This window comes from Micromonospora sp. WMMD1102, from assembly GCF_029626265.1.
Classification (GTDB): Bacteria; Actinomycetota; Actinomycetes; order Mycobacteriales; family Micromonosporaceae; genus Plantactinospora.
In genome coordinates this window covers 391,761-417,315 of sequence record NZ_JARUBN010000001.1, presented here as the reverse complement: position 1 = coordinate 417,315, position 25,555 = coordinate 391,761, and the positions used below count along the sequence as shown (strand labels likewise).

General features: G+C 73.3%; 18 protein-coding genes. 5 read left to right on the top strand and 13 right to left on the bottom strand.

Annotated elements, in window-relative coordinates:
- The first annotated feature begins 293 nt into the window (after positions 1 to 293).
- Entirely contained in the window at positions 294 to 2,312 is a 2,019-nt protein-coding gene (locus O7626_RS02095) for a serine/threonine protein kinase (protein WP_278058689.1), read from the top strand.
- A gap of 139 nt (positions 2,313 to 2,451) precedes the next feature.
- On the opposite strand, the gene O7626_RS02090 is transcribed toward O7626_RS02095, so the two are convergent.
- The 13 genes from O7626_RS02090 to O7626_RS02030 all read right to left on the bottom strand — a co-directional run bounded on the left by O7626_RS02090 (position 2,452) and on the right by O7626_RS02030 (position 18,985).
- Entirely contained in the window at positions 2,452 to 3,780 is a 1,329-nt protein-coding gene (locus O7626_RS02090) for an ABC transporter ATP-binding protein (protein ID WP_278058687.1), read from the bottom strand.
- Between the two features lie 314 nt (positions 3,781 to 4,094).
- Positions 4,095 to 5,126 carry a hypothetical protein gene (locus tag O7626_RS02085; RefSeq protein WP_278058685.1) on the bottom strand — a complete coding sequence of 344 codons (1,032 nt, stop codon included), beginning with the start codon at positions 5,124 to 5,126 and terminating at the stop codon, positions 4,095 to 4,097.
- A gap of 154 nt (positions 5,127 to 5,280) precedes the next feature.
- Positions 5,281 to 5,496 (bottom strand): hypothetical protein, encoded by a 216-nt coding sequence (locus O7626_RS02080; RefSeq protein WP_278058683.1) that lies wholly within the window; start codon positions 5,494 to 5,496, stop codon positions 5,281 to 5,283.
- A gap of 9 nt (positions 5,497 to 5,505) precedes the next feature.
- On the bottom strand, positions 5,506 to 8,928 hold the full coding sequence (locus O7626_RS02075) for a cyclic nucleotide-binding protein (protein ID WP_278058681.1): 3,423 nt from the start codon (positions 8,926 to 8,928) through the stop codon (positions 5,506 to 5,508).
- A 180-nt stretch (positions 8,929 to 9,108) separates the two neighbouring features.
- Positions 9,109 to 10,167, bottom strand: coding sequence for a glycosyltransferase family 4 protein (locus O7626_RS02070; RefSeq protein ID WP_278066031.1), 1,059 nt, complete (start codon positions 10,165 to 10,167; stop codon positions 9,109 to 9,111).
- Between the two features lie 108 nt (positions 10,168 to 10,275).
- Positions 10,276 to 10,953: a BON domain-containing protein gene (locus tag O7626_RS02065; RefSeq protein WP_278058679.1), complete on the bottom strand. Its 678-nt coding sequence runs from the start codon at positions 10,951 to 10,953 to the stop codon at positions 10,276 to 10,278.
- A 256-nt stretch (positions 10,954 to 11,209) separates the two neighbouring features.
- Entirely contained in the window at positions 11,210 to 12,889 is a 1,680-nt protein-coding gene (locus O7626_RS02060; RefSeq protein ID WP_278058677.1) for a trypsin-like peptidase domain-containing protein, read from the bottom strand.
- A gap of 62 nt (positions 12,890 to 12,951) precedes the next feature.
- Entirely contained in the window at positions 12,952 to 14,565 is a 1,614-nt protein-coding gene (locus tag O7626_RS02055; RefSeq protein ID WP_278058675.1) for a HAMP domain-containing sensor histidine kinase, read from the bottom strand.
- Positions 14,562 to 15,266, bottom strand: coding sequence for a response regulator transcription factor (locus O7626_RS02050; protein ID WP_278058673.1), 705 nt, complete (start codon positions 15,264 to 15,266; stop codon positions 14,562 to 14,564). The genes O7626_RS02055 and O7626_RS02050 overlap by 4 nt, the downstream gene beginning before the upstream one ends.
- 74 nt (positions 15,267 to 15,340) lie before the next feature.
- Positions 15,341 to 16,060: a PadR family transcriptional regulator gene (locus O7626_RS02045; protein ID WP_278058671.1), complete on the bottom strand. Its 720-nt coding sequence runs from the start codon at positions 16,058 to 16,060 to the stop codon at positions 15,341 to 15,343.
- A complete protein-coding gene (locus O7626_RS02040; RefSeq protein WP_278058668.1) occupies positions 16,060 to 16,866 on the bottom strand; it encodes a DUF4097 family beta strand repeat-containing protein in 807 nt (268 codons plus the stop codon). Before O7626_RS02040 ends, O7626_RS02045 begins: the two co-directional genes overlap by 1 nt.
- Positions 16,867 to 17,066: 200 nt before the next feature.
- Positions 17,067 to 18,062 (bottom strand): lysophospholipid acyltransferase family protein, encoded by a 996-nt coding sequence (locus tag O7626_RS02035; protein ID WP_278058666.1) that lies wholly within the window; start codon positions 18,060 to 18,062, stop codon positions 17,067 to 17,069.
- Positions 18,063 to 18,130: 68 nt separating this feature from the next.
- Positions 18,131 to 18,985 carry a GNAT family N-acyltransferase gene (locus O7626_RS02030; protein ID WP_278058664.1) on the bottom strand — a complete coding sequence of 285 codons (855 nt, stop codon included), beginning with the start codon at positions 18,983 to 18,985 and terminating at the stop codon, positions 18,131 to 18,133.
- 312 nt (positions 18,986 to 19,297) lie between these two features.
- On the opposite strand from O7626_RS02030, the gene O7626_RS02025 reads away from it, so the two are divergent.
- The 4 genes from O7626_RS02025 to O7626_RS02010 all read left to right on the top strand — a co-directional run bounded on the left by O7626_RS02025 (position 19,298) and on the right by O7626_RS02010 (position 25,547).
- Positions 19,298 to 20,236, top strand: coding sequence for an ATP-binding cassette domain-containing protein (locus O7626_RS02025; RefSeq protein WP_278058663.1), 939 nt, complete (start codon positions 19,298 to 19,300; stop codon positions 20,234 to 20,236).
- The gene (locus O7626_RS02020) at positions 20,233 to 21,060 is read left to right on the top strand and encodes an ABC transporter permease subunit (RefSeq protein ID WP_278058661.1); all 828 of its coding nucleotides are present in this window, start codon (positions 20,233 to 20,235) and stop codon (positions 21,058 to 21,060) included. The genes O7626_RS02025 and O7626_RS02020 overlap by 4 nt, the downstream gene beginning before the upstream one ends.
- 313 nt (positions 21,061 to 21,373) lie before the next feature.
- On the top strand, positions 21,374 to 25,285 hold the full coding sequence (locus tag O7626_RS02015; RefSeq protein WP_278058659.1) for a multifunctional oxoglutarate decarboxylase/oxoglutarate dehydrogenase thiamine pyrophosphate-binding subunit/dihydrolipoyllysine-residue succinyltransferase subunit: 3,912 nt from the start codon (positions 21,374 to 21,376) through the stop codon (positions 25,283 to 25,285).
- A 40-nt stretch (positions 25,286 to 25,325) separates the two neighbouring features.
- On the top strand, positions 25,326 to 25,547 hold the full coding sequence (locus O7626_RS02010) for a DUF6104 family protein (protein WP_278058657.1): 222 nt from the start codon (positions 25,326 to 25,328) through the stop codon (positions 25,545 to 25,547).
- Positions 25,548 to 25,555 lie beyond the last annotated feature (8 nt).

Below are 25,555 nucleotides of genomic sequence, written 5' to 3'. Positions count from 1 at the left end.
CGGGTCCGGGGCAGCGGATCGACGCCCGTTCGAGGTGTTGCGTGGACGACCGTTCGGCGCACGGACGGTGCCGTCCGACGACGCGTGACATTCGCGGCCGGCCACAGCCGACATTCCGACCGGTGGTGCCCGGCGGACGGACCGGTCGGGGCACCCGGCTGGGATGTCACGAAAACCGGGCTGTGTCCGGCTGCTGATCCGTCGTTGACAGGAGGTATCCAGTCACGGAGCCTGATACGACCCCCCACACGGCCTGACGCGACCCCCGACTTCCCAGGCAGGTGCGACCGACAATGGCAGCGTTGCAGGCGGGCGGCCTGCTCGCCCGCAGGTACCGGCTCATCGACCGGATCGGCGCCGGCGGTATGTCGGTGATCTGGCGGGCCCGCGACGAGGTGCTCGACCGGGTGGTGGCGGTGAAGGTGCTCGCCGCCGCACTCGCCGCCGACGCGAAGTTCCGGGAGATGGTCCGGGAGGAGGCGCGAGCCGCCGCGCAACTCGTACATCCACACGTCACCGCCGTGCACGACTACGGCGAGACCCTGGGGCCGGACGGCGGGATCACCGCGTTCGTGGTGATGGAGCTGCTCACCGGCGAGGAACTGAAGGCCGAACTCACCGCCGGTCCGCTCCCCTGGCCGACGGCGGTCGAGATCTGCGCCCAGGTGGCCGAGGCGCTGGCCGCCGCACACCGGCTCGGCATCGTGCACCGGGACATCACCCCGGCCAACATCATGATGACCGCGATCGGTGCCAAGGTGCTCGACTTCGGCATCGCCACCCAGGTAGGCGCGCCGGACGAGGACGAGGACGGCGAGACGTTCGGCACCCCGGCGTACGTCGCGCCGGAGCGGCTGGACGGGCTCCCGGCGCAACCGGCGACCGACACGTACTCGCTGGGTGTGCTGCTCTACGAGACCCTGACCGGCCGGGTGCCCTTCCCGGCCGACACCTGGGACGAGCTGACCCGGGCGCTGGCGACGGAGGCGGAGCCGACGCTGACCGGCGTACCCGACCTGCCGTCGGCGGTGGCGGACGTCTGCCTGCGCTGTCTGGCCCGCGACCCGGTCGAGCGGCCGACGGCGGCCCAGGTCGGTGAGTTGCTGCGCCAGCAGCTCCTGGTCGCCGACCCCCGACGCGCCATGCTGGGCCACACCCGGCCGGGGACACTGCCGATGCCGATGCTGGCATCCGGGCCCCCGACAACGGCGGACCGGGCATCGGCGGACCGGCCATCGGCGGACCCGACACCGATGCGGGCGCCGCTGCCGCAGCCGGCTCCGGCGGACCCGGAGGACGCGCCCCGAGCCCGACGGGACGATGCACCGGCAACGCCGGGCAGCCGGCCTGCGGCTGCGGGTCCTCCTGCGGCTGCGGCAACGGGCCTGGGGCCGGCAACCGGCCATGGCCCGGCGACGGGTCCGGGTCCGGGTCCGGTCGGGAGTGCGGGGTCGGCGACGGGCCCGGGTATGGCGGCGGGAGCGGGGTCGGCGTCGGGTGCGGGTGTGACGGATTTGTCGCAGCCCTCGGAACTCTCGGGGCCGTCGGCCTGGTCGGCCACAGCGGGCGGGCCGGAGGTCGCGCCACGGGATCGACCCGCGACGGATCCGGAGCGGCGGTTGTCGCCGCCCGGTCGAACGCCTCCGGACCGGACCCCGCCGCCACTACAGCCGGGTCCGGAGCGGACCGCGCCGCCACCCCAACCGGGTCCGGAGCGGACCGCGCCGTCGACCCAACCGGGTCCGGAGCGGACCGCGCCGCCACCCCAGCCGGGTCCGGCCGGCGAGCCGCCCCGGGGTGGCCGGGTCCTGCTGGTCGCCGCCGCCGTGCTGGTCGCGCTCACCACCACCGTCGTGCTCGCCTCCACCGTGGGGGAGGAGCCGGAATCGCGGCCGAACACCGGACCGACGACCGCCGGACCGGACCGGGTGGAATCCCCTGCTCCGACCGGTACCCCGGCGCCGGAGGTTCCGACGGCCGGGCCACCGGCCAGCACCGCGCCGGGCCGGCAGCCGGACGTCCGGGACAACCCCAACATCCCACCAGCGCCGATCAGCGAGGTGATGGCCCAGCTCTACCAGATCGTCGACGACGGGGTGGCGACGAACGAGATCGAGGACCACGCCGGGGTGGACCTGCGCAACCATCTCCGCAACCTGCGGGCCGACTCGGGCGGCGTGACGGCGGACCTGGCCGGCCAGGTCTCCCTGCTGCGCGACAAGGTCACGGTCCGCCGGGACGAGGGTTCGATCTCACCCGAGTACGCCGAACTGCTCGACACCGCCCTGCTCCGGCTCGCCAGGGCGGTCTGAGTCCCCCGACCGCCGCGGATAAACCGCGACGACACCTCGCCACCCGGCGGGGGTGGCGTGCCGCCCGGTGCAGGTCCGCTCCGCCCGACAACCGGACCCGGTTGGCCACCCGGGTCCCGCCCAGCCACCGATTCCCCGGTCAGCCCAACCGGATCCGGTCGCCGGAGCCGTCGAAGAGCAGCAGTTGGTCCAGGTCGACCGCGAGCGTGATCGGCTCGCCGACCCGGGGCAGCACCGGCATCGGTACCCGGACCACCACCTCGCCGGCCACGACCGGAGTGTCCCGAAGCTCCGGGTCGTACACCGGATAGAAGCCGTACTCGGTGCGGGCCGTGGCCGGCGGCTGCTCCGGCCGGGAGTGCGGCATCATCCGGGCCAGCCGGTCCCGCACCGGGTGCCCGCTCGGCAGCTCGTCGGCGAGCAGCTCGGAGAGGTGCTGACCGCTGTCCGGGTGCTCCAGGCGGGCCTGCGCGGACGAGGTCGGCACGGTGTCCGTGGTGACGTGCACCAGCGCCTCGTGACCGAGGTTCTCGACCAGCCGGACCACCCCGCGCAGCACCGGCGCCTGGCCGGACGGCTCCGGCACCGGCCTGAGCGCGTCGGCCCGCAGGGCACAGGTCACCCGCTCGGTGTGCCGTTCGCGCAGCGGGCGTACCCGGGGGTCGTCGGGGGGCAGCTCGATCAGTTGCGATCCGAGGTCGAGCAGTACGCCTCCGTCGGGTGCGTAGATGGCGGCCTGCAACAGGTTGGCCCGGGGCGTACCGAGGAAGGCCGCGACGAAGAGGGTGTGCGGGTCCCGGTACACCTCGCCCGGCGGTCCGATCTGCTGGAGCCTGCCGCGGCGGAGTATCGCGACCCGGTCGGCCATGGTCATCGCCTCGACCTGGTCGTGCGTCACGTACAGGGTGGTCATCTCCAGCCGCCGGGCCAGGGCGGCCACCTCGGTACGCAGCTCGGCCCGGAGCCCGGCGTCCACGTTGGAGAGTGGCTCGTCGAGCAGGAAGGCCCGGGACTCCCCCGCCATCGCCCGGGCCATCGCCACCCGCTGCCGCTGCCCGCCGGAGAGCTGCCCCGGCCGGCGGTCCAGCAGGTCGGTGATGCCGAGCTGGTCGGCGATCTCGGCGACCCGGGCGGAGGCGGCGGCCGGGGAGTCCGGGCCGAGGCTCAACGGGAAGCGGATGTTCTCGGCGACCGTCAGATGTGGATAGAGCGCGTAGTCCTGGAAGACCATCGACAGTTGGCGGTGCGGGCCGAGCCCGGGGTTCACCGGCTCGCCGTCGATGAGCACCCGTCCGCTGGTCGGTTCCTCCAGCCCGGCCACCAGCCGCAGGATCGTCGACTTGCCGCAGCCGGTCGGCCCGAGCAGGGTGACGAACTCCCCCGAGCCGACGTCGATGCTCACGCCGTCCACCGCGACGGTGCCGTCGGAGAACACCTTCGTCAGCCGGTCGGTGGCGATGCTGACCACGGCGACCACCTCCTGACGCCATCGTCCGGGGCCGGCGGGTTGCGCGCCAGTCCCGGTGCGCCGGACGGCCACGCGCGGTGCGCCGGACGGCCGGACCCGGTGCGCCGGACGGCATAATGCCACGGCGTCCCATGCCGTGCTGTCCCGGCCGCTGCACGACTACAGCCGTGCGCGGCTACGGTCGGTGGTTGGCTACGGTCGGTGGTTGGCTACGGTCGGTGGGCGACTACGGTTCGGTGCGTGGGGCTGCGGCCGGTGCGTGGGGCTACGGCCGGTGTGCGGTGTGGGTGCGACGCAGTGCGGCTGCGACGGGGTCAGCGGGTGCTGCCGGCCGGCGGCGGGTCGACCCGTACGGTCCGGTCCATCCAGCCGTCGCCGTCGTCGTCGTACATCCGCTTCTCGAAGAAGCCGTCACGGTTCTTGTCGTACTCGCTGATCTCGACCAGCCCGTCGGCGTCCAGGTCGTGACCGACGAAGTCGGTCCGCCCGTCTCGGTCGAGGTCGACCAGGATGTCCACCCCGCCGTCGGCCCGGCCCCGCAACGTGTGCCTGTCCCAGTCGCCGTCGCCGTCGACGTCGACCCGGGTCCGGTAGCCCGCCGGCAGAGCCGGCTCGGCCTCCGTCGCGCCGGGAGGTGGTCCGGCCGGTCCCAAGCCCTCCTCGGCCGGCGTTCCCGGCTCGGGCGCGGACCCGAACCCGACCTCGGCCGGCGGCCCGAACCCCGGTCCGGGCGCCGGCCCGAACCCGGACTCGGCGCCGGCCAGTGCGGCGGCGAGGCCGACGTCCGGGTCCGCCAGCGCGCCGGCCAGGCCGCCCGCCGGCTGCGCCAGCGCCCCGTCGGTGGCCGCCCCGAGCTCCCGGCCGATCTCGTCACCGAGCCCGCCCAGCCCACCCACGGGTACGCCGGCAGTGCCCGGCCCGACCGGCGCCGCGCAGCCCGACGCCCCGGCCAGCGGTGGCACGCCGTCACCGGGACCGCCGGCCGCCCCGAAGCCCTGGGTCACCGCCGGTGCGTTGCCGCCGCCACCCCCGGCCGGTCCGAGGCCGGCGCCGCCGACCTCGGCCGCCGTGGGCAACCCACCCGCCGTGGGGAACCCGCCGGGGGTGGGCAGCGCGCCGGCCAGCCCGGCGAGCGGGCTGAACATGCCGAACAGGCTCGACTGGTTGGCCCGGGTCTCGACGCCGTGCTGACCGTCGCCGCTGCCGCCGACCTGGAGCCGGAGCAGCGCCAACTCGTCGGCGTCGAGCCGGTAGCCGGCCAGGGTGTGCACCGGGTCGGCGGCGAGGGCGGCGGCGAACGCCGGATCGCCTACCAGCCGTTCGAGTACGTCGTCGAAGTCACTCACGTGCCGCCTCCTCGCACCCGCCGGGGCGTCCCCAGGCTATCCGGGCACCGCCAGCCCGGGACATCGGCCCGACGGACCGGACGGCGAACCCTGCGACGGACGAGAAGGGGACGACGGGGTACCCCGAACGGGACCGACAGGCCTGCGGACGGGATCAGTCCAGTTCCGGCATCGGCACCGGCTGCGGGCGTGGCCGGCAGGTGCCGCACTGGAGGGCGTCCTCCACCACCAGCGCCTCGGCCCGGCCGCGCGTCTCGGAACGGTGCACCTGCAACAGGTACGGGCCGAACCGCGCATGGTCCTCGCAGAGGCCGCGCCCGCAGAACCGGCACCCGCCCCGGGCCGCCTTCGGACAGAACCAACAGAGCACTGCGTCTCCTCACCTGATGGTCACCTGGGTGCAGCCGGCCACCGTGATCGGGCTGCCCGCCAGGGTGGACTCCGCCTTCTGGCTGTCCGTCGCGGTGACCCAGACGTCGAGCGTGCCGCCCCGGTTGTCCTGCCCGGGGTACGGCACCGGCCCGACGGTGCCGTAGTAGGCGCCGTCCGGGGACATCCGGGCCGAGCCGCTGGCGAAGCCGCTCCAGTGCACGGTCACCACCAGGGACTGGCCGGCGTCCCGGTCGTCCGAGACGTTCACCACCGCAGTCGTGGTGGTCGGGTGCTCGGTGCAGCCGCCGCTCGCGGTCTGCTGGCTCAGCGTGCCGCCCGGGTCGCGCTGCCAGCTGATCACCGGTGGCCGGTTGGCCGGCGGGGTGGTCGGGGCGGCGCTGGTGGGCGGAGGTGTGGTGCGCGGCGGGGTCCTCGGCGGGCCGGTGGTCGGGGTGGTAGCCGGGGTGCTGGACGTGCCGGTCGGGGTGCTGCCCGGGGTGGCCGGGGTCGGCCCGGGAGTGCCGGGGGTGGCGCTCACCGATGCCGTCGGGGTCGGGAACGGCAGGCCGGTCGTCGGTTCCGGCTCGTCCGGGGTACCTGTCGGGGACGAGCCGGTGCCGTCCGGCGCCGTACCACCGCCGCAGCCCAGCGGGCGGCGCTGCTCCGGCTGGCGTACTCCGGTGACCCGCACCTCGCCGGTGGAGACCTCGATCCCCCGGGTCCAGGCGGCGTACCGGGCCGCTCCGCGGTTGCCGATCCCGCCGCCGGTCCGGTCCACCAGCAGCGCCAGTGGCTCGAAGGCACCGCTCGGGCTCTCGGTGTCGGCGACCATCCGCCCGGTGTCCAGGGTCAGCCGGCCGTGCGGGGTGACGGTCCGCCCGCCGTCGCTCCACAGTGGTCCGAGTACGGCCCGGGAGCCGGCGCAGAACGTCACCGTCGCACCGCCCCGGAAGGTCAGTACGGCACGGGACCGGGCCGGCAGCCGGATCTGGTCACCTTCGGAGACGTAGCTCCGCTCGCCCTCGGCCAGCAGCAGGCTCCGGCCGTCCACGGTCGTGTCGACAGTTCCCTCCTCGGCACTGAGCAGTGCCCGGTCGGCGGGCATCTCCGCCCAGGCCGGGCCGGGGACCAGGTTGGCGGCCGTGCTGAGCAGGGCCAGCAGCAACAGGAGCAGGACCAGCCACCAGAGCCGGCGCTCGAAGCGACGGTCGACGTCGGGGTCCGCCTGCGGCGGCGGCGGTCCGGGCGGGGCGGCCAGCGGCGGATAGCCGCCGTCGGGGTGGACGCCGGCCCGGGGCGGGCTGCCCGGTGTGCCGGGTCCGGGCGGGGCGGCCGGGGTCGCGCCGCCCGAGGTGTCGAAGAGCAGCGGCAGGCCGGTGACGGCCGGCAGCGCCCAGACCCGGACCGGCGTACGCGCGGTCGCCACCGTACCCGGCTCGCCCTCCCCGGCCGGGCCGATCAGGGTGCCCCGGCGCAGCTGGGTGCCGTCCGGCAGCTCGATCACCCCGGACTCCACCACCACCGCGTCGTTCGGCCCGGCGAGCACGATCGGGTCACCGGCGGCGACCGACGAGACGAGGGCGCCGGAAACCAGCCCCATCCGGTCCTCGGCGCTGAGCCCGCGCAGCGCCGGAGCCTCGGCGAAGAGCGTCTCGGCGGCGGCCCGTTCGCTGGGCGGCGGGCCGGGCAGCGGCCCGACCCCGACGACCACCGCCGGGGCCGGCAACCCCAGCAGCAGCGTCCCGGCGGTGTGCCAGTCGAGGGTGGCCGGGGTGCCGGTGAGCGCGCTGGCCAGCCCGACCACCCCGCCGGGGCCGAGCCGCTGCCGGACCAGCCCGCCCGGGTCACCCGGCTGCCGGCCCTCCATCGCGCCGTCGACGACCACGAAGACCGTCGACTGCGCGGCACCGGCGAAGACCAGTTGCTGACCGGTACGCGGACGTACCCAGTGGGCCCGCCGGGCCAGCTCGGCCAGGGTCGCCTCGGGCAGCCGGCCCAGCGGCGAGGTACGCAGCGCGTCCAGCCGGCGGGGCAGGTCCAGCCGCTGCCGCCGCTCCGCCCAGCGGGCACGCAGCCGCCGGACCCGCCGGGCGAGCCAGCCGGCGACCAGGTAGACGAGCGGGGCGGCCAGCCCGGCGACGACTGCCACGAGCAGCAGCCTGGCCGGCCAGCCGGAGCGCCACAGTCCGAGTACCAGCCCGGCGACCCGGTCGGTCCAGATCCGCCAGCCGAGGTTGACGGCGACGACCACCCAGAGCAGGGCCAGGGTGCCGTACAGGGCGACGATCCGGCCCTCCCGGTCCAGTTGCGCCCAGCCCGGGGGGCGGCGGCGCAGCCTGGCCAGCAGCCAGGCGAGGCCACGGGCACGCAGGTTGGGGATCTCCAACCAGTCCATCAGCAGGTAGTAGCCGTCGAGGGCGAGGAACGGGTTCAGGTTGAACAGGGCGTTGAGATACCAGGCGAAGGCGAGCTTGAACGTCCACGGCGCCGCCTCCGGCACCAGTACGCCGACGAGCTGGGCGAGACCGGCCAGCACCAGTCCGGCCGCCGGACCGGCCGCCGTGGTCAGCATCCGGGCCCGGCGACCGGCCATCCAGACGTCGGTGGTGTCGACGAACACCGACGGGATGCCGAAGTAGACCAGGAACCCGGCGGCCGGCACCCGCCGACCGGCGTGCTTGGTGGCGAGCGCGTGCCCCAGCTCGTGACAGGCCAGCGCGAGTACGTTCAGCCCGAGCAGCACCGCCGCACCGGCCGCGTACGAGCCGTCGGTGAGGAACAGCGACTGGCTGCCGGCCCACCACGTCCAGCCGAAGAGCAGCAGCCCGGCCAGGGCCACCGCGCCGAGCAGCCCGGCGGCGACCCGGGTGAAGAGCAGCCGCCCACCGGCCCGGTAGACCAGCTCGACCAGCCGGTTCACGTCGGCCACCACCGTGCGCTGCCCCTTGGCGGCGGCGAGCAGCCCCCGGCCGAGCCGCACCGGCCAGGGTCGCCGGTGCACCCGGTCCAGCGGCCGGAACGCGTCCACCGGCAGCTCGGCCAGCATCCGGTTGCCGGCCAGGTCGGCGACGACCCGGGTCACCTGCTCCGGGGCGAGCCGGCCGGCGATCCGGGCGAACTCGGCGACCAGCCGGGCGACCGTGCGGGTGCCGTCCATCAGCTCGGCGAGCCGCCACTCCTCCGGCGACAGCCGCAGGTAGCAGGCGTTGCCGCCGGGGTCCGGCGAACGGAGCATCACGTACGGCACGCCGCGCACCGAGACCAGTTCGGCGCGCTCGATGCCGGGGCGGAGCACCGGGCGGGCCCGGGCCGGGTTCAGCCGTTCGACGACGGCGGTCCACAGTCCACGGTCGGCCGGTCCGACCGGCCTGCCCGGGGCACGACCGGCCAGAGCCTCCCAGACGCTCACCCGGCTCTCGACGACGGCCACCGACCCCTGCCCTCCACGTGCTGCTGCGGCATGCAGAGTAAGGCGTCGATCCCACTCTGACGCCCGCGCGTCCACTACCCGACAGGGAGCGTGGCTGACGTCGTACCCGAAATCAAGTGGCTGACGTCGTACCCGGAACCGGTCGGTGGCCGTGACCGGGGCGGGCGGCGGCCGGCGGTCTCACCAGGCGCCGGTCGGTGCCGACGCCGGCCGGACCGGGTTTTCCGGTCCCGGCGCGAGCACGGACCGGTAGACCCGCTCGTAGTCGTCGGCCATCCGCTCGGCGGAGAACTCCCGGCGCACGTGCGCCGCACAGACCGCCGGGTCCAGTCGGGACACCTCGCGCAGCGCCGGCCCCAGCTCGGCCGGGTCGTCGCAGATCAGCCCGGTCTCCCCGTGCCGGACCAGCTCCGGCACGGCACCCCGGTTCAGCGCCACCACCGGGGTACCGCTGGCCATCGCCTCCACCATCACCATGCCGAACGGCTCCTCCCAGCGGATCGGCATGATCAGGCAGCGGGCGGCGAGCATCAGCCGGACCGTGGCGTCCCGGTCCGGGTTGCGCAGCACCGTCACGTCCGGGCCGAGCATCGGTTCGACGACCTGTTCGAGATAGCGGCGCTCGGACCGCTCGTCGCACTTGCCGGCCAGCACCAGCGGCAGGTCGGCGGCCCGGCACGCCTCGATGGCCAGGTCCGGGCCCTTGTCGGCGTCGAACCGGGCCAGCCAGAGCACCGGGCCCATTCCCGGCGCCGACTTGGTCACCAGGTTGCGGGTCGACATCCCGTTGTGCACGGTGGCGACCCAGGGCAGTTCGGGGGCCAGCCGGCGCTGGGTGTGTGAGATGGCGACCAGCCCGACCTTCGGGTCGACGTCGGCGAGCACCTCCCGCAGCTCGCCGGTCGGCTTGCCGTGCACCGTGCTGACGGTCGGCACCGCCCGGTCGGCGACGTACGGGCCGGCGGTGGTGTGGTCGTGCACGATGTCGAACGACTCCGGCGTGATCATCCGGTTGACCCGGGACAGGTGGGCCAGCTCCGGCAGCGTCTCGCCCAGCCGGGGGTGCTGCAACTCGCCGACGGTGGCGACGAAGTGCGCGGCGGTGCCCGTACCGCTGCCCGCGCCGAAGAGGGTCACCTGGTGTCCCTTGGCCACCAGGGCGTCGACCAGGGCCGAGCAGACCTGCTCCAGTCCGCCGTAGCCGGGCGGCGGCAGCTCGTACCAGGGCGGGACGATCATCGCGATGCGCAGCGGGCGTTCCGGCTGCGCCCGCTCGGGCGGGTCGTCAGCCACGGACTTCGACGGGTCGTTGGTCACGCCAGCGGTCCTCCCCCCGGGGTCGGCTGGTCACGTCGTCAGGCGCAGCCGCAGCTCGACCTCGCCCACCCCGGGCGCGGCCCAGGCCACCCGTTCCGCCTCTTCCCGGGCAAGCCACGACCGCACCTCGCCGGAGAGCACCACCGTCGCACCGGCGACGTCGATCTCGATCAGGTCGGCGTCGACGTCGATCCGCCGGGCGAGTGCGATCCGGAGGGCCCGTTTCAGGTCCTCCTCGGAGAGGTCGCCGGCCGGTGTCACGGTGATCAGGTTTGTCACCCCGCGTACTCCGGTCAGCCGGCGCAGCGCCCGCTCGGCGGCGCGTTTCTGGTAGCCGCGCTCCACCTCGCCGCGCAGTGTCAGCCAGCCGTTGCCGGCGGTCACCTGGATCCGGTCGACCGGCACGAAGGCGTCCCACTCCAGGGCCCGGCTCGCCGCCGTCGCGATGTCGGTGTCGGTGCGCTCGGCGGTGCCCGGCAGGCGTACCTCGATGTCGTTGGCGACCGCCCGGTTGCCCCGGACCCGGTGCGCGATCCGTTCCGCGGCCCACTTCTTCGCGTAGCTGTCCACCCAGCCGGTGAGGGTCACGATGCCGCTGGCGACCGAGACACCCACCTCGCTGGCCCGTACCCGGGCGTCCCAGGCCAGTTCGGCCAGTACGTCCCGCTGGATGTCGGCGTCGCTGCGCGCCATGGTCGCGGTGCTCATCAGCACTCCTCCCCCGGGTCCTCGTGGTCCTCGTGGTCGTCGGCCCACGGCCGAGACCGAGTCCGTGCCGGACCAACCCCGATGTTCGCCCTGGTCCGGGTGAGCCGGGCTCACCCGGACCAGGTGAAGGCGGAAAAGGAGGAGCGGCGGGCGACCTGACCAACCCCCTTGGTCACGTCGCCCGCCGCTCTGGGGAGGAGGCTCTCACTTCCGTGTCCGGAAGGGCTACCCGCCAAGCGTACGGTCGTCCTTCTTCTTACGACGTTTCGGCGAGCGTCACGGTTGCCGTCTTCTCGACTCCGTTTCGGGTGTACGTCACCTGCACCTGGTCACCCACCTTGCCGGCCTGTACCGCACCGACCAGGTCGTCGGCGTCGCCGATCAACTTGTCACCGAACTGGGTGACCACGTCGCCCTGCTGGAGGCCGGCCTTCGCGGCCGGGCTGTCCGGCACGACCCCGCCGACCAGCGCCCCGCCGTTCTCGGCCGGGGTGACCTGGACCCCGAGCGACGGGTGGCTGACCTTCTCGCCGCGCTGGAGCGCCTCGGCGACCGCCCGCGCCTTGTTGCTCGGGATGGCGAAGCCGACGCCGATGTTGCCGTTGCCCTGCCCGGCGGTGAGGATCGCGGTGTTGATCCCGATCACCTCGGCCCTGGTGTTGACGAGCGCGCCGCCGGAGTTGCCCGGGTTGATCGGGGCGTCGGTCTGCAACAGTCCGGCGATCGAGCTGGCGCCACCCTGCTGCGGCTGCTCGAACGGGCTCTGCTGCTCACCCCCGCCACCGGCCCGGATGGTCCGGTCCCGGGCGCTGATGATGCCGGCGGTCACCGAGCCCTGGAGGCCGAGCGGGCTGCCCAGGGCGAGCACCTGGTCGCCGATCTGCATCGCGTCGCTGTCGCCGAGCTTCGCGGCGGTCAGCCCGGAGACCCCGTCGACCTTCACCACGGCCAGGTCGGTCTTCGGGTCGGTGCCGACGACCTTCGCCTCGGCGTTCCTGCCGTCGGCGAAGAAGACCTTGACGGTGCCGTCTTCGGCGCTGGCGACCACGTGGTTGTTCGTCAGCACGAAGCCGTTGGCGCTCGTCACCACGCCGGAGCCCTCGCTGCTGCTGGTGCTGATCGACACCACGCTGGGCTGCACCTGGGCGGCGATCTTCGGCAGGTCGGCGGCGTTGATCACCGGGGCCGCCGAGTATGTCCGGTTCGTCTCCGTCGGCGAGTCGTCGTCCAGCGCCGTCACGATCGCACCACCGGCGATACCGGAACCGAGCATCAGGGCCAGCGCGGCCACGCCGACCGCCACGGCCCGGCCGACCCGGCCGGAACCGGAGGGGCTCGGTGCGGGCGTGCCCGGGGTGGCCCAGGGCGGCGGTACCGGGCCGCCGAGGTGCGACGGCTGCTGCGGCGGCCCGCCGGTGTGCCCCGGCGCCCAGGGCGACTGGGTACGCCCGTCGCTGGGCGCCTGCCACGGGCTGCCGCCGGGCTGCCCGGGTACGCCACCGGGCCGGCCGGTCGGTGGAAGGCTGTACGGCTGCCCGGAGGCGGGGGCGGCGGCGTAGGGGTTGCCGCCATAGGTGGTCCCGGAGGCCGGTGCACCGCCGTAGTGCGCTCCGGAGGCCGGGGCGCCACCGTAGGGCTGGCCCGGGGCCGGTGGCCCCGCGTACGGCTGGCCCGAGGCCGGCCCGCCGCCGTAGGGCTGGCCCGGGGCCGATGCGCCCGCGTACGGCTGGCCCGAGGCCGGCACGCCGCTGTAGGGCTGCTCGGCGGTCGGGTCGGTGGAGCCGGTGGGGCTGGCGGCCGGGGTGGCCGCGTCGGCGCTGGAGGCGCCGGAGTCGGACTGACCGCGGTCGTCGCGCGGCAGCTCGGCGGTGTGGTGCGAGTGCTCGCTGTCGGCGGTCACCGGCCGCCGCTGCGGGTCGGTCTCGAAGTCGTTCATGCCCTTACCTTGCCCCCTCGCTCTGCGACGTACCTGGAGCCCGCCTGAATGTTGGCTGTGAATTACTGTACGTCGATTGATTCGGCGGTCTCCGACTCCTCGGAGACCTCGGGCGCGCGTGGCAGCCGGACCCGGAAGGTCGCGCCGCCACCCGGGGTGTCAACCACCTCGACGCTGCCGTTATGCCCCGCGACCAGGGCGGCGACGATGGCCAGGCCGAGCCCGGTGCTGACCCCGCCACCCGCGCTGCGGGTCCGCGCCGCGTCCGCCCGGTAGAACCGCTCGAAGACCCGCTCGGCCTGCTCCGGCGAGAGCCCCGGGCCGGTGTCGGCGACCTCGATCACCGCGTCGTCCGGCTCGGCCCGCAGCCGCAGCGTCACCGCCGCCTCCGTCGGGGTGTGGTTGAGCGCGTTCGTCATCAGGTTGCCGAGCACCTGCCGCAGCCGGGCGTCGTCGCCGAGCACCACGAGCGAACCGGCGCCCGGCTCGATGTCCAGGTCGATCGTCCGGTCCGGCGCGACCGCCTTGGCGGCCTGCACGGCGTCGCTGGCCAGCACCGGCAGCTCGACCGGGGCCAGGGTGAACGGCCGTTCCCGGTCCAGCCGGGCCAGCAGCAGCAGGTCCTCGACGAGCAGTCCCATCCGGGCCGCCTCGTCCTCGATCCGGCGGATCAGCCGGGCGGTCTCCTCGGGCGGCCCGGCCGCCGCGCCCTGCCGGTAGAGTTCGGCGAAGCCCCGGATGGTGGTGAGCGGGGTACGCAGTTCGTGCGAGGCGTCCGCGATGAACTGCCGCATCCGTTCCTCGGAACGCAGCGCCCGCGACTCCGACGCCTGCGCGGCGAGGGCGGCGTGCCGGGCCGCGGTCGCCGCGCTGCGGGCGTTCGCCTCGGCCGCCCGGGCGGCCGACTCCGAGGCGGCCCGCGCGGTGAAGGCCATCTCGATCTGGCTGAGCATCGTGTTCAGTGCCCGGGACAGCCGGCCGAGTTCGGTCTTCGCCTCCGCCTCGCCCGGCTCCGGATCGGGTATTCGTCTGGAGAGGTCGCCGCCGGCGATGGCCGCCGTGGTCCGCTCGATCTCGACGAGCGGTTTTAGACTGGTACGCACGATCGCCGCGCCCGCCGCGGCCAGCGTGATCAGCACCGAGCCGCCGACGAGTACGTCGATCCAGATGAGTTCCTTGACCGCCAGGTCGACGTCGGTCAGGTGCTGCCCGACCGCCAGGTAGCTGCCGCTGGGCCACTGCACGACCATCATCCGCCAGCGGAACCGGCGGTCGGCCGAGGAGACGGTGAAGAAGTCCCCACCGGCGTGCCGCTCGTACCACTCGGGGTCGTCGAGCGAGCCGGGCAGGTTGCCCTGGTTCAGCGTCCGGTCGTAGAGCGGGTTGTAGAGGCCGACCTCGCGGTCGGCGCGCACGATCAGGTAGTCGGTCGGCAGGGCGCTGCGGCCGGCCGCGGCGGCGTCGTAGAGCCGCTGGACCTCCGTCGCGTTCGCGTCGCGGGCCAGGCCCGCCAACTCGTCGTCGATCCGGCCGACGAGATAGCTGCGCAGGAAGAAGGCGGTCATCACGCTGATCACCACGAGCGCGGCGGCCACCAGCACGAGTACGGCGGCGACCAGCTTGATCCGCAGCGGCGTGCCGCGGAGCCGCCCCTTCAGCGGCAGGGCGACATTCACGCCGCCGGCTTGCGGAGCACGTAGCCCACCCCGCGCAGCGTGTGGATCAGCCGGGGCTGGGTGGTGTCGATCTTGCGCCGGAGGTAGGAGATGTAGGACTCCACGATGTTGTCGTCGCCCCGGAAGTCGTAGTTCCAGACGTGGTCCAGGATCTGCGCCTTGGACAGCACCCGGTTGGCGTTGAGCATCAGATAGCGCAGCAGCTTGAACTCGGTCGGCGAGAGCTGCACCCGCTTGCCGGCCCGCTGCACCTCGTGGGTCTCCTCGTCCAGCTCCAGGTCGGCGAAGGTGAGCCGGGACGGCGCGTGTTCCCCGGTGGCGGTACGCCGCAGCACGGCCCGGATCCGGGCGGTCAGCTCCTCCAGGCTGAACGGCTTGGTGACGTAGTCGTCGCCGCCGAGGGTCAGCCCGCGGATCTTGTCGTCGGTGGCGTCCCGGGCGGTGAGGAAGACCACCGGGGTACGGGTGCCACCCTCGCGGAGCAGCCGGATCACCTCGAAGCCGTCGAGGTCGGGCAGCATGACGTCGAGCACGACCAGGTCGGGTCGGCGCTCCTTCGCCGCGCTGACCGCCGCGCTGCCGCTGGTGGCGGTGGCCACGTCGAAGCCGGCGAACCGCAGGCTGGCGGAGAGCAGCTCGAGAATGTTCGGGTCGTCCTCGACCACGAGTAGCCGGGCCTCGCTCTGCGTTGTCGCTGCCATCTGGACATCATCCGCGCTTCCGCTGCGGCGCGGCTGAGCATCACCTGAAAGTTTTCTGAGAACGGTTGGCGGGGTCAGCGCAGCAGCCGGCGCAGCCCGTCCAGTGCCCCGTGCAGCAGCCGGGCCGCCGTGCCCAGCTGGGCCTCGGTGAACCGGCCGCTGCGGGCCAGCGTGCGTACCTCGGTCACGAAGAGCAGGAGTTGCCGCTCGAACTCGGCGCTCGGACCGTCGCCCTGCTCCGCCGGCCCGCCGGCCGCCGACCAGCCGCCTGCCGGCCCACCGGCGCCGGGCCCGCCGGCCGCCGGCCGCTCCCCGGGACGGGTTCCCGTCGGCCCGCCGCTCTCGGCCGCTCCGGCATTCGGGTACGGCGCTCCCGGGCCCGGCCGCCGGTCACCCAGCCGGCTCTCCCGGACCGCGGCCCGTAACTCCTGTTTCAGGTCCCGCACCGAGCCGCGTACCTCGGAGCGGATCTCACCGGCCAGCTTCGCCAGGTCGGAGACCGAGGCGCAGATCTCCGACTCCAGGCTGGCCACCTCGTCGGCCCGCTGCCGCAGCTCCGCCCGGCCCGCCTCGGTGATCCGGTAGACCTTCCGGCCGCCGACCGCGTCGTGCGCGACCAGCCCCTCGGCCTCCAGCCGGGCCAGCCGGGGGTAGATGGTGCCGGCACTCGGCGCGTACAGGCCGAGGAACCGCTCCTCCAGCAGCCGGATCAGCTCGTAGCCGTGCTTCGGCCCGCCGTCGAGGAGCTTGAGCAGGTAGAGCCGGAGCCGGCCGTGGCCGAACACCGTCGTCATCAGATGCCGCCCGACCGCCGGGCCAGCAGCACGATGCTCCCGGACATGGTGGCGGCGCGCAGACTGCCGCCGCCGGCGCCGAGTCTCCCCCGCCGGTCGCTCGACCAGCTCGGCGCGGCACCCGGCTGGAGCTGGGGGAAGTCCGTGGTGATCTTTCCCGAGGTGGTGTGCAACCGGACGTCGAGGTCACTCTCCTCGGGCACCCGCACCGTGACGCTGCCCGAGGCCGCGCCGAGCTGGATCTCGCCGCTGCCCGGGTTGCCGAGATCGCAGGTGATCGCGCCGGAGACCGTACTGGCCCGGACCCGTTCGGCGGTGCCGTCGGCGAGGACCAGTTCACCGGAGACCGTCTCCATGGTCAGGTCACCGGAGACGCCGAGCGCCTCCACCGGCCCGGAGATCAGCCGTGCCGTGGTCCGCCCGGCCAGCCCCATCAGGGTGACCTGGCCGGCCGTCACGTCGACCCGGGTCGCCTCGGTCAGTCCGGACGCCACCACCGCACCCTCGTGCAGCCGCAGGTCCACCCGCACCCGCGCCGGTACGCCGATAGAGATCTCCGGCCCGCTGTCGCGCCCGAACAGGCGCAGCAGCAGGGTCCAGTCGCGCGGCGTCCGCTGCCGGACCGAGAGCTTCCCGTCCTGGTGCTCGACGACCAGCGGCCGACCGTCCGTCCGGGTCACCTCGATCCGGGCCGGGCCGTCCGTGCCGAAGACGTTGACCCGGCCGGAGTCGAGCCGTACGACGAGTTGGTCGACCGGTTCGACGAGGGTCAACCGGCGCGGGCCGTCCACGGTCCAGCTCGGCATCACGACACTCCCTGGTGCTGGCCGGTCCGTCCTCCGGTCGGGCGACGCCGGACGGGAGGCGGAGGTGGTGCTGCCACGATAACGCGATACATCGCGTTTCCGGAACGCCCGTCGACCCGCCACGGGGGCGTGTCAGCCGGCCGGCTCCGCCGCCGCCGGTGCCTCCGTCAGGCGCCGGCATCCGCCACCAGGGCCGGCGGTCAGGCGGCCAGTTCCAGGGATACCGGGCCGGCCGGCTGCTCCGACGGGGCCGGTCGAGCCGCCGCTCGTACCGCCGACTCGGCCGCCTCGGCGAGCTGGCGACGCAACGCCGGACCCTCGTACCACGGCTCGTCGACCACTGTCATTGTCACCACCAGGCCGCGCAGGGCCAGCACCCGGCGTACCGAGGTGTAGAGGCTCTCCTCGGCCAGGAAGGCCGCGGCCGTGGTCCCGGCCGACGCGGACCCGGCCGGGGTGGGCGCCGGGCCGCTCGCCCGGCCGCCATCGGGCCGCTCGATGCGGTACCCCAGATGCACCGGCACCACCGGGGCCGCCGCGTCGACGGCGGCCTGGAACATCGCCGGGCGGAACCGGACCGCCCAGCCGCAGCCGACGGCGGTCCGGGGCACGCCGCACCAGGTCGTACCCTCCGGGAAGACCGCGACCACCCCGTCGGCGCGCAGCGCGTCCGCCACCTCGGCGACCGTCCGGGGCAGGGTTCGCGGCCTGGTCCGGTCGACGAACAGGGTGCCGCCGAGCGCCGCCAACGGCCCGATCAGCGGCCAGTTCCGCACCTCGTGCTTGGCCAGCAGCCGGGCCGGGGTCACGGCGAGGATGGCGACGACGTCCAGCCAGGAGACGTGGTTGGCCACCAGCAGCGCCCGGCGCAGCGGCGGCCGGCCCCGCACGTCGAGCCGGATCCCGCCGGCCCGCAACACGGTACGGGCCCAGGCCCGCCCGGCGGCCTGCCGGCCGGCCGGGGACAGCAGCGGCAGTACCGGCAGCAGCAGCCCGCCGAGGATCAGCGCGCCGGCCAACGCCAACAGCCGGGCCAGTTGGCGCGGCGCGGACGCCCGCGGCGTCTGGTCGGGACCGGGCAGGCAGGCCGGCCCGCAGATCGAGTTCGGCCGCCAGAGCGACCGCCCGGCGTGCCCGCCGGGACGAGCGGAACCAACCGGACCGCGCTGACCGGAATTCAGTTGACCGGAATTCACCTGACCAGGCCGGGCCGGGTGCTCCGGCCCGGGCTGAGTCGAGTGCACCCGGCCCGGCCGACGGGAGTTCACCGGTCCGTCCCGAGGAAGTGCCGCCGGTACCGGTCGGGCATCCGGTCCATCGAGAGCAGTACGTAGAAGTCGGCCACGTCGAACTCCGGGTCGTACGCCGGCTCGCCGCAGACCCAGGCGCCCAGTCGCAGGTAGCCGCGGAGCAACGGCGGCATCCCGGCCCGGCCCCGGGCGACGGCCGACGCCCCCGGCGGTAGGTCCGCCCCGCCCGGCGGTAGGTCCGCCCCGCCCGGCGGTAGGTCCGCCCCGGCGGCTGCCAGCGCCGCCGCGCCGGCCGGCTCGGCCAGCCAGGGCCGGTGCGGCCGGACCCGCAGCGGCGGCGGCGACAGGTGCCGGCGGCGCACCTGGGACCAGACCTCGACCGCCGTCGCCCCGCCGTCGTCCAGCGGCACCGAGGTGCAGCCGCCGAGCCAGCGCAGGCCGCGTAGTTGCAGGTAGCGGGCGATCCCCGCCCACATCAGGTTGATCACCGCGCCGGTGCGGTGCGCCGGGTCGACGCAGGACCGGCCGATCTCGACCAGTTCGTCGCGCAGCGGTGCGAGCGGGGAGAGGTCGAACTCGCCCTCGGCGTACCGCCGGCCGGCCTGGGCGGCCCGGTCCGGTGGCAACATCCGGTACGTGCCGACCACCGCACCCGAGGCGTCCTCCCGGACGACCAGGTGCTCGCAGTACGGGTCGAACTCGTCGACGTCGAGCCCGGTCACCGGGGTACGCAGATCGGCGCCGAACTCGTCGACGAAGACGCTGTGCCGGAGGCGCTGTGCGGCGGCGACCTGTGACGCGCTGTCCGCGATCAGCAGGGTGTATCCGCTGGTCCTGGTTTGTGCCGGGGCGGTGAGCAGAACGGCCATGGTCTCTGTGTAGGCCCCCGGGCTGCCCGGCACGTGTCGGCCGTCGACCGGTGGCGTGTCGATCCGGTGAACGGGATGTGGTGCCGCCGACCCGCCCGGCCGGCCTGCCGTGTTGTCCCCCGGGCGGCCCGGTGGAGCTGGTACATTCGCCCCTCCTCCCCAAATGCCGCGCGGCTCGTGCTGTAGGAGGACGGGCTCCTGCCCAGGTATGACGACGGGTTCGGCAATGATCCCGGTTGACCGCGCAGCCCACAATGTCGACGCTGGGTGACGGCGTAAGCGGCACGGCAGCGCCACACGGAGGGGAGAGAGATGTCCGACGGGCGAACAGGCCCAACGGCCGGGAGTGGCCAGATAGTGGTCTCCGGTCTCACGAAGGTCTATCGCAATGTCCGGGCGGTCGACGACCTGTCGTTCACCGTCGAGCCCGGCCGGGTCACCGGCTTCCTGGGCCCCAACGGTGCCGGCAAGACGACCACGTTGCGGATGCTGCTCAACCTCGTCACTCCGACGGCGGGCAGCGCGACGATCGGCGGCGCCCGCTACGCCGACCTGCCGCAGCCGCTGCGGCACGTCGGGGCGGTGTTGGAGGCGTCGAGCGCGCACAAGGGCCGGACCGGGATCAACCACCTGCGGGTGACCTGTGCGGCGGCCGGGCTGCCGAAGCAGCGCGCCGACGAGGCGCTGGCGCTGGTCGGGCTCACCCCGGCGGCCAAGCGGAAGTTCAAGGGCTACTCGCTCGGCATGAAGCAGCGGCTCGGCATCGCCGCGGCGATGCTCGGCGACCCTCGGGTGCTGATCCTGGACGAGCCGGCGAACGGGCTCGACCCGGAGGGCATCCGGTGGATGCGCGGCTTCCTCAAGGGGCTCGCCGCCGAGGGACGTACGGTGCTGGTCTCCAGCCACCTGCTCTCCGAGATGCAGCTGCTCGCCGACGACGTGGTGATCATCGCGGCCGGCAAGCTGGTCCGGCAGGGTCGGGTCGAGGACGTGATCGGCTCGATGGCCCAGACGGGCCGGGTCCGGGTGCGGACCCCGCAGGGTGACGAGCTGGTCGCCGCGCTGACCGGTAACGGTGCCCAGGTGACCCGGGGCGAGGACGGCGTACTGCTGATCGAGGGGGCGGACGCCCCGTCGGTCGGCCGGGCGGCGCTGGCGGCGAAGGTCGAGCTGCACGAGCTGACCACGGAGCGCCCTGACCTCGAAGGGGTCTTCCTGGAGCTGACGGCCGGAAAGGCGGGGATCCGATGAACCTGGTCCGGTCCGAGCTGTTGAAGATCCGCACCACCAACACCTGGTGGATCTTCGGGCTCATCACGCTGCCCCTCTGGGGGCTCACCCTGCTGATCAACTATTTCCAGTCCCAGGCCCTGCTCGACCCGGCCAGCGTCGGCGTGCCGGAGTCGGAGCAGAACGCGCAGTTCCAGGCGGCCGGGGAGCACGTCAACGTCGCGGCGAACCTCTACACCAACGGCCAGTTCTTCGGCGTGCTGATCGTGATGCTGCTGGGCGTGATCGTGGTGACCAACGAGTTCTTCCACCAGACCGCGACGACCACCTTCCTGACCACGCCGCACCGCACCGCCGTGGTGGTGGCGAAGCTGGTCGCCGCCGGGATCCTCGGGTTGATCTTCTGGGTGGTCACCACCGCACTGAACCTGATCTTCACGCCACTGATCCTGAGCAGCCTGGACGTGGCCAGCCAGCTCGGCGAGGGTGCGATCTGGCAGGCGATCGGGTTGAACGGGCTGGCGTACCTGCTCTGGGCGATCTTCGGGATCGGGTTCGGGGTGCTGATCCGCAGCCAGATCGGTGCCACCGTCACCGCGCTGCTGGTCTATCTCGCCGGCTACATCGGGGCGATCATCGTGCTGTCGATCCTGGCCGACCGGTTCGGCGACTGGATCAACAACCTCCAGTTGATCGTCCCGTCGCTCGCCTCCCAGTTGATGGCGACCGGCACCGACCTGCCGGGCAGCCCGCCCCGCTGGGCGGGTGCGGCCGTCATGGTCGCGTACGCCCTGGTGACCGGTACGATCGGTACGTTGATCATGCGCAAGCGGGACGTCTCCTGACCGCTGCGGCCAGGGTCTCCTGACCGCTGCGACACGGAGCCTCCACCGCCGCGACGAGGATCGTCGAGTCGACGGGTGAACCCGGCCGGGCCTACGCCCGGCCGGGTTCGGCGTTCGTGGCCCGGTCATCTCGGCGTTACCGAAAGGCCGACAACTCGCAAAACCTGTGAAACACGACACGGGCCCGATGCGACAATGCTGTCGGTTACCGCACGGCGTAGCCTTGAACCCGTCTTTCGACGCCAGCCCCCCGGCCCAGGTGGGCAGGAGACCGCGTGACACACACCCCGCGTGAAAGAGGCGATTACCGGCCGTGTCGACCCAGCAGACTTCGCAGGAAAATCCACTGGCGGGGTTCGGCCCCAACGAGTGGATCGTCGAGGAAATGTACCAGCGGTACCTCGCCGACCCCGCCAGCGTCGATCCCGCCTGGCACGACTTCTTCGCCGACTACCGCCCCGGCGGGCAGCCCACCCCGGACGGCGGCGGGGCCGGTGAGGCGAAGGTGACAAGCGACACCACCGTGACCGGCGACACGACGACGGCCACCCGCGACAAGACGGCCACCCGCGACAAGACGGCGGCCGGCGACACCACGGCAACCGCCGACAAGACGGCGACGGCGACCGGCGACGGTAGGTCCGGGGGCGCCGCCACCACCGTCGAGAAGGCCACCGGAAAGCCCGCCGCGACCCCGCGTACCGCCGCGAAGACCGAGACCGGGCCGGCCAGGCGCGGTGCCCAGGCCCCGGACGGCAAGGCCACCGCCGCGCCGAAGCCGGCCGCGGGCGCACCGAAGGCCGCCCCGGCGAAGCCGGCCCCGGCGGCGAAGGCCGCCGCGCCGACCGCCGGCAAGGGCGGTGCGGCCCAGCCCGCCGGCCCGCAGACCACCCCGCTGCGCGGCGTGGCGGCGCGGATCGTGCAGAACATGGACGCCTCGCTGGCGGTGCCGACCGCGACAAGCGTCCGCGCGGTACCGGCCAAGCTGCTGGTGGACAACCGGATCGTCATCAACAACCACCTCGCCCGGGGCCGGGGCGGCAAGGTGAGCTTCACCCACCTGATCGGCTGGGCCCTGATCAGGGCGCTCGCCGAGCACCCGGAGATGAACAACTCCTTCGGCGAGGTCGACGGCAAGCCGGCGCTGGTCAAGCCGGAGCACGTCAACCTGGGCATCGCGATCGACCTGGCCAAGCCGGACGGCTCGCGCACCCTGGTCGTGCCGTCGATCAAGGCCAGCGAGCAGATGGACTTCCGGCAGTTCTGGCAGGCGTACGAGGACATCGTCCGGCGGGCCCGCCGCAACGAGCTGACCATGGAGGACTACGGCGGTACGACGATCTCGCTCACCAACCCGGGCGGGATCGGCACCGTGCACTCCCAGCCGAGGCTGATGGTCGGCCAGGGCGCCATCATCGGGGTCGGCGCGATGGAGTACCCGGCGCCGTACCAGGGGATGTCCGAGGAGACCCTCGCCGAGCTGGCGGTCAGCAAGATCATCACGCTGACCAGCACGTACGACCACCGGATCATCCAGGGCGCGCAGTCCGGCGAGTTCCTCAAGACCGTGCACGAGCTGGTCCTCGGCGAGCACGGCTTCTACGACGAGATCTTCACCTCGCTGCGCATCCCCTACGAGCCGGTGCGCTGGATGCGGGACGTGGCGGTCAGCTCCGAGGGGCAGATCAACAAGACCGCCCGGGTGATCGAGATCATCCACGCGTACCGGGTCCGTGGACACCTGATGGCGGACACCGATCCGCTGGAGTTCAAGATCCGCAAGCACCCGGACCTGGACGTACTCCAGCACGGCCTGACGCTCTGGGACCTGGACCGGACCTTCCCGGTCGGCGGCTTCGCCGGCAAGCAGAAGATGAAGCTCCGCGAGGTCCTCGGGGTACTCCGGGACTCCTACTGCCGCCGGGTCGGCATCGAGTACATGCACATCCAGGACCCGGAGGAGCGGCGCTGGATCCAGGAGCGGATCGAGCGCAAGTACACCAAGCCGGCGCCGGACGAGCAGAAGCACGTCCTCAACCGGCTCAACGCGGCCGAGGCGTTCGAGACCTTCCTGCAGACCAAGTACGTCGGCCAGAAGCGCTTCTCGCTGGAGGGCGGCGAGTCGCTGATCCCGCTGCTCGGCGAGGTGCTGGAGTCGGCCGCCGAGCACGACCTCGACGAGGTCGTCATCGGGATGGCCCACCGGGGCCGGTTGAACGTGCTGGCCAACATCGTCGGCAAGCCGTACGAGAAGATCTTCTCGGAGTTCGAGGGGCACCTCGACCCGCGCTCGACGCAGGGCTCCGGCGACGTGAAATACCACCTCGGCCAGGCCGGCAAGTTCACCACGCCGGACGGCGAGCACTCGATCAAGGTGTCGGTGACCGCGAACCCGTCGCACCTGGAGGCGGTCGACCCGGTGCTCGAGGGGATCGTCCGGGCCAAGCAGGACCGGATCGACCTCAAGCTGGAGGGCTACACCGTGCTGCCGGTGGCGGTGCACGGCGACGCCGCCTTCGCCGGACAGGGCGTGGTCGCCGAGACGCTCAACCTGTCGCAGCTGCGCGGCTACCGCACCGGCGGCACCGTGCACGTGGTGGTGAACAACCAGGTCGGCTTCACCACCGCGCCGGAATACTCGCGGTCCAGCCTCTACAGCACCGACGTGGCCCGGATGATCCAGGCGCCGATCTTCCACGTCAACGGTGACGACCCGGAGGCCGTGGTCCGGGTGGCCCGGCTGGCCTTCGAATACCGCCAGGCGTTCAACAAGGACGTCGTGATCGACATGGTCTGCTACCGGCGGCGCGGGCACAACGAGGGCGACGACCCGGCGATGTCCAACCCGTTGATGTACAAGATCATTGACTCGAAGCGGTCCGTCCGGAAGCTCTACACCGAGGAGCTGATCGGGCGCGGCGACATCACCCTGGAGGACGCGGAGGAGCTGCTGCGCGACTTCCAGGCCCAGCTGGAGCGGGTCTTCAAGGCCACCCGGGACGCCGCATCGTCGGCCCGGCAGGCCGCCCGGCCCCGCCGGCAGGCCGAACCCGAGCCGCAGGTGCAGACCGCCAGCACCGTCGAGGCGCTCCGCGCCGTCGGTACGGCACACACCTCGCTGCCCGACGGCTTCACCCCGCACAAGCGGATCCAGCAACTGCTGGACCGGCGCGCCAAGATGGCCGAGGCCGGCAACGTCGACTGGGGCTTCGGCGAGATCCTCGCCTTCGGCACCCTGCTCCAGGACGGCGTCACGGTCCGGCTCGCCGGCCAGGACTCCCGGCGCGGCACCTTCGTGCAGCGGCACGCCGTCATCGTCGACTCCCGCACCGGCGTCGAGCACACCCCGCTGGGCACCCTGGCGGGCGACCGGGCCCGGTTCTTCGTGCACGACTCACTGCTCAGCGAGTACGCGGCGATGGGCTTCGAGTACGGCTACTCGGTGGAGAACCCCGAGGCGCTTGTGCTCTGGGAGGCACAGTTCGGCGACTTCGCCAACGGCGCGCAGACGGTTGTCGACGAGTTCATCTCGTCCGGCGAGGTGAAGTGGGCCCAGCAGTCGGCACTGACCCTGCTGCTCCCGCACGGGCACGAGGGCCAGGGCCCGGACCACACCTCCGGCCGGCCGGAGCGGTTCCTCCAGCTCTGCGCCGAGGACAACATGCGGATCGCCATCCCGAGCACCCCGGCGAACTACTTCCACCTGCTCCGCCGGCAGGCGCTCTCGGCGAAGCGCAAGCCGCTGGTCGTCTTCACCCCGAAGTCCCTGCTCCGGCACAAGCTCTGCGTCTCCAGCGTGCAGGACTTCACCACCGGCGGCTTCCAGCCGGTGATCGCCGACAGCTCCGACGTGGCGCCCGAAGCGGTCAAGCGGGTGCTGCTCTGCTCCGGCAAGGTCTACTATGACCTGCTCCAGGCCCGCACCGAACGGAAGATCACCGACACGGCGATCGTCCGGATGGAGCAGCTCTACCCGCTGCCGGTCGACGAGGTCCGGGCCGCGCTGGCGCAGTACCCGAACGCCGAGGACTTCGCCTGGGTCCAGGAGGAGCCGGCCAACCAGGGCGCCTGGTCGTTCGTCGCGCTCAACCTGCTGGAGCATCTGGAAGGCGTACGCCTGCGCCGGATCTCCCGCCCGGCGGCGGCGGCCCCGGCGGTCGGCTCGGCGAAGATGCACGACGCCGAGCAGTCCGCGCTGATCGAGGCGGCGCTGCCCCGCCCCTGATGTGTTGTTAGGAAGGGCCCCTTCATATACAGAAAGCGATATGAAGGGGCCCTTCCTTTTCGTGCCGTCGAGAGAGGACGCCGTGTACTTCACCGACCGAGGCATCGAGGAACTCGTCGAGCGCCGGGGCACCGAGACGGTCACCCTGGAGTGGCTGGGCGCCCGGCTGCGCGACTTCGTCGACCTGAACCCGGAGTTCGAGACGCCGGTCGAGCGGTTCGCCACCTGGCTGGCCCGACTCGACGACGAGGACGATCTCTGACGACGTGA

Coding starts and splice junctions, on each gene's coding strand:
- O7626_RS02060 (WP_278058677.1), bottom strand. CDS start 12,889: ATGAACGACTTCGAGACCGACCCGCAGCGGCGGCCGGTGACCGCCGAC.
- O7626_RS02050 (WP_278058673.1), bottom strand. CDS start 15,266: ATGGCAGCGACAACGCAGAGCGAGGCCCGGCTACTCGTGGTCGAGGAC.
- O7626_RS02020 (WP_278058661.1), top strand. CDS start 20,233: ATGAACCTGGTCCGGTCCGAGCTGTTGAAGATCCGCACCACCAACACC.
- O7626_RS02095 (WP_278058689.1), top strand. CDS start 294: ATGGCAGCGTTGCAGGCGGGCGGCCTGCTCGCCCGCAGGTACCGGCTC.
- O7626_RS02070 (WP_278066031.1), bottom strand. CDS start 10,167: ATGATCGTCCCGCCCTGGTACGAGCTGCCGCCGCCCGGCTACGGCGGA.
- O7626_RS02065 (WP_278058679.1), bottom strand. CDS start 10,953: ATGAGCACCGCGACCATGGCGCGCAGCGACGCCGACATCCAGCGGGAC.
- O7626_RS02040 (WP_278058668.1), bottom strand. CDS start 16,866: ATGCCGAGCTGGACCGTGGACGGCCCGCGCCGGTTGACCCTCGTCGAA.
- O7626_RS02045 (WP_278058671.1), bottom strand. CDS start 16,060: ATGACGACGGTGTTCGGCCACGGCCGGCTCCGGCTCTACCTGCTCAAG.
- O7626_RS02030 (WP_278058664.1), bottom strand. CDS start 18,985: ATGGCCGTTCTGCTCACCGCCCCGGCACAAACCAGGACCAGCGGATAC.
- O7626_RS02010 (WP_278058657.1), top strand. CDS start 25,326: ATGAAGGGGCCCTTCCTTTTCGTGCCGTCGAGAGAGGACGCCGTGTAC.
- O7626_RS02025 (WP_278058663.1), top strand. CDS start 19,298: ATGTCCGACGGGCGAACAGGCCCAACGGCCGGGAGTGGCCAGATAGTG.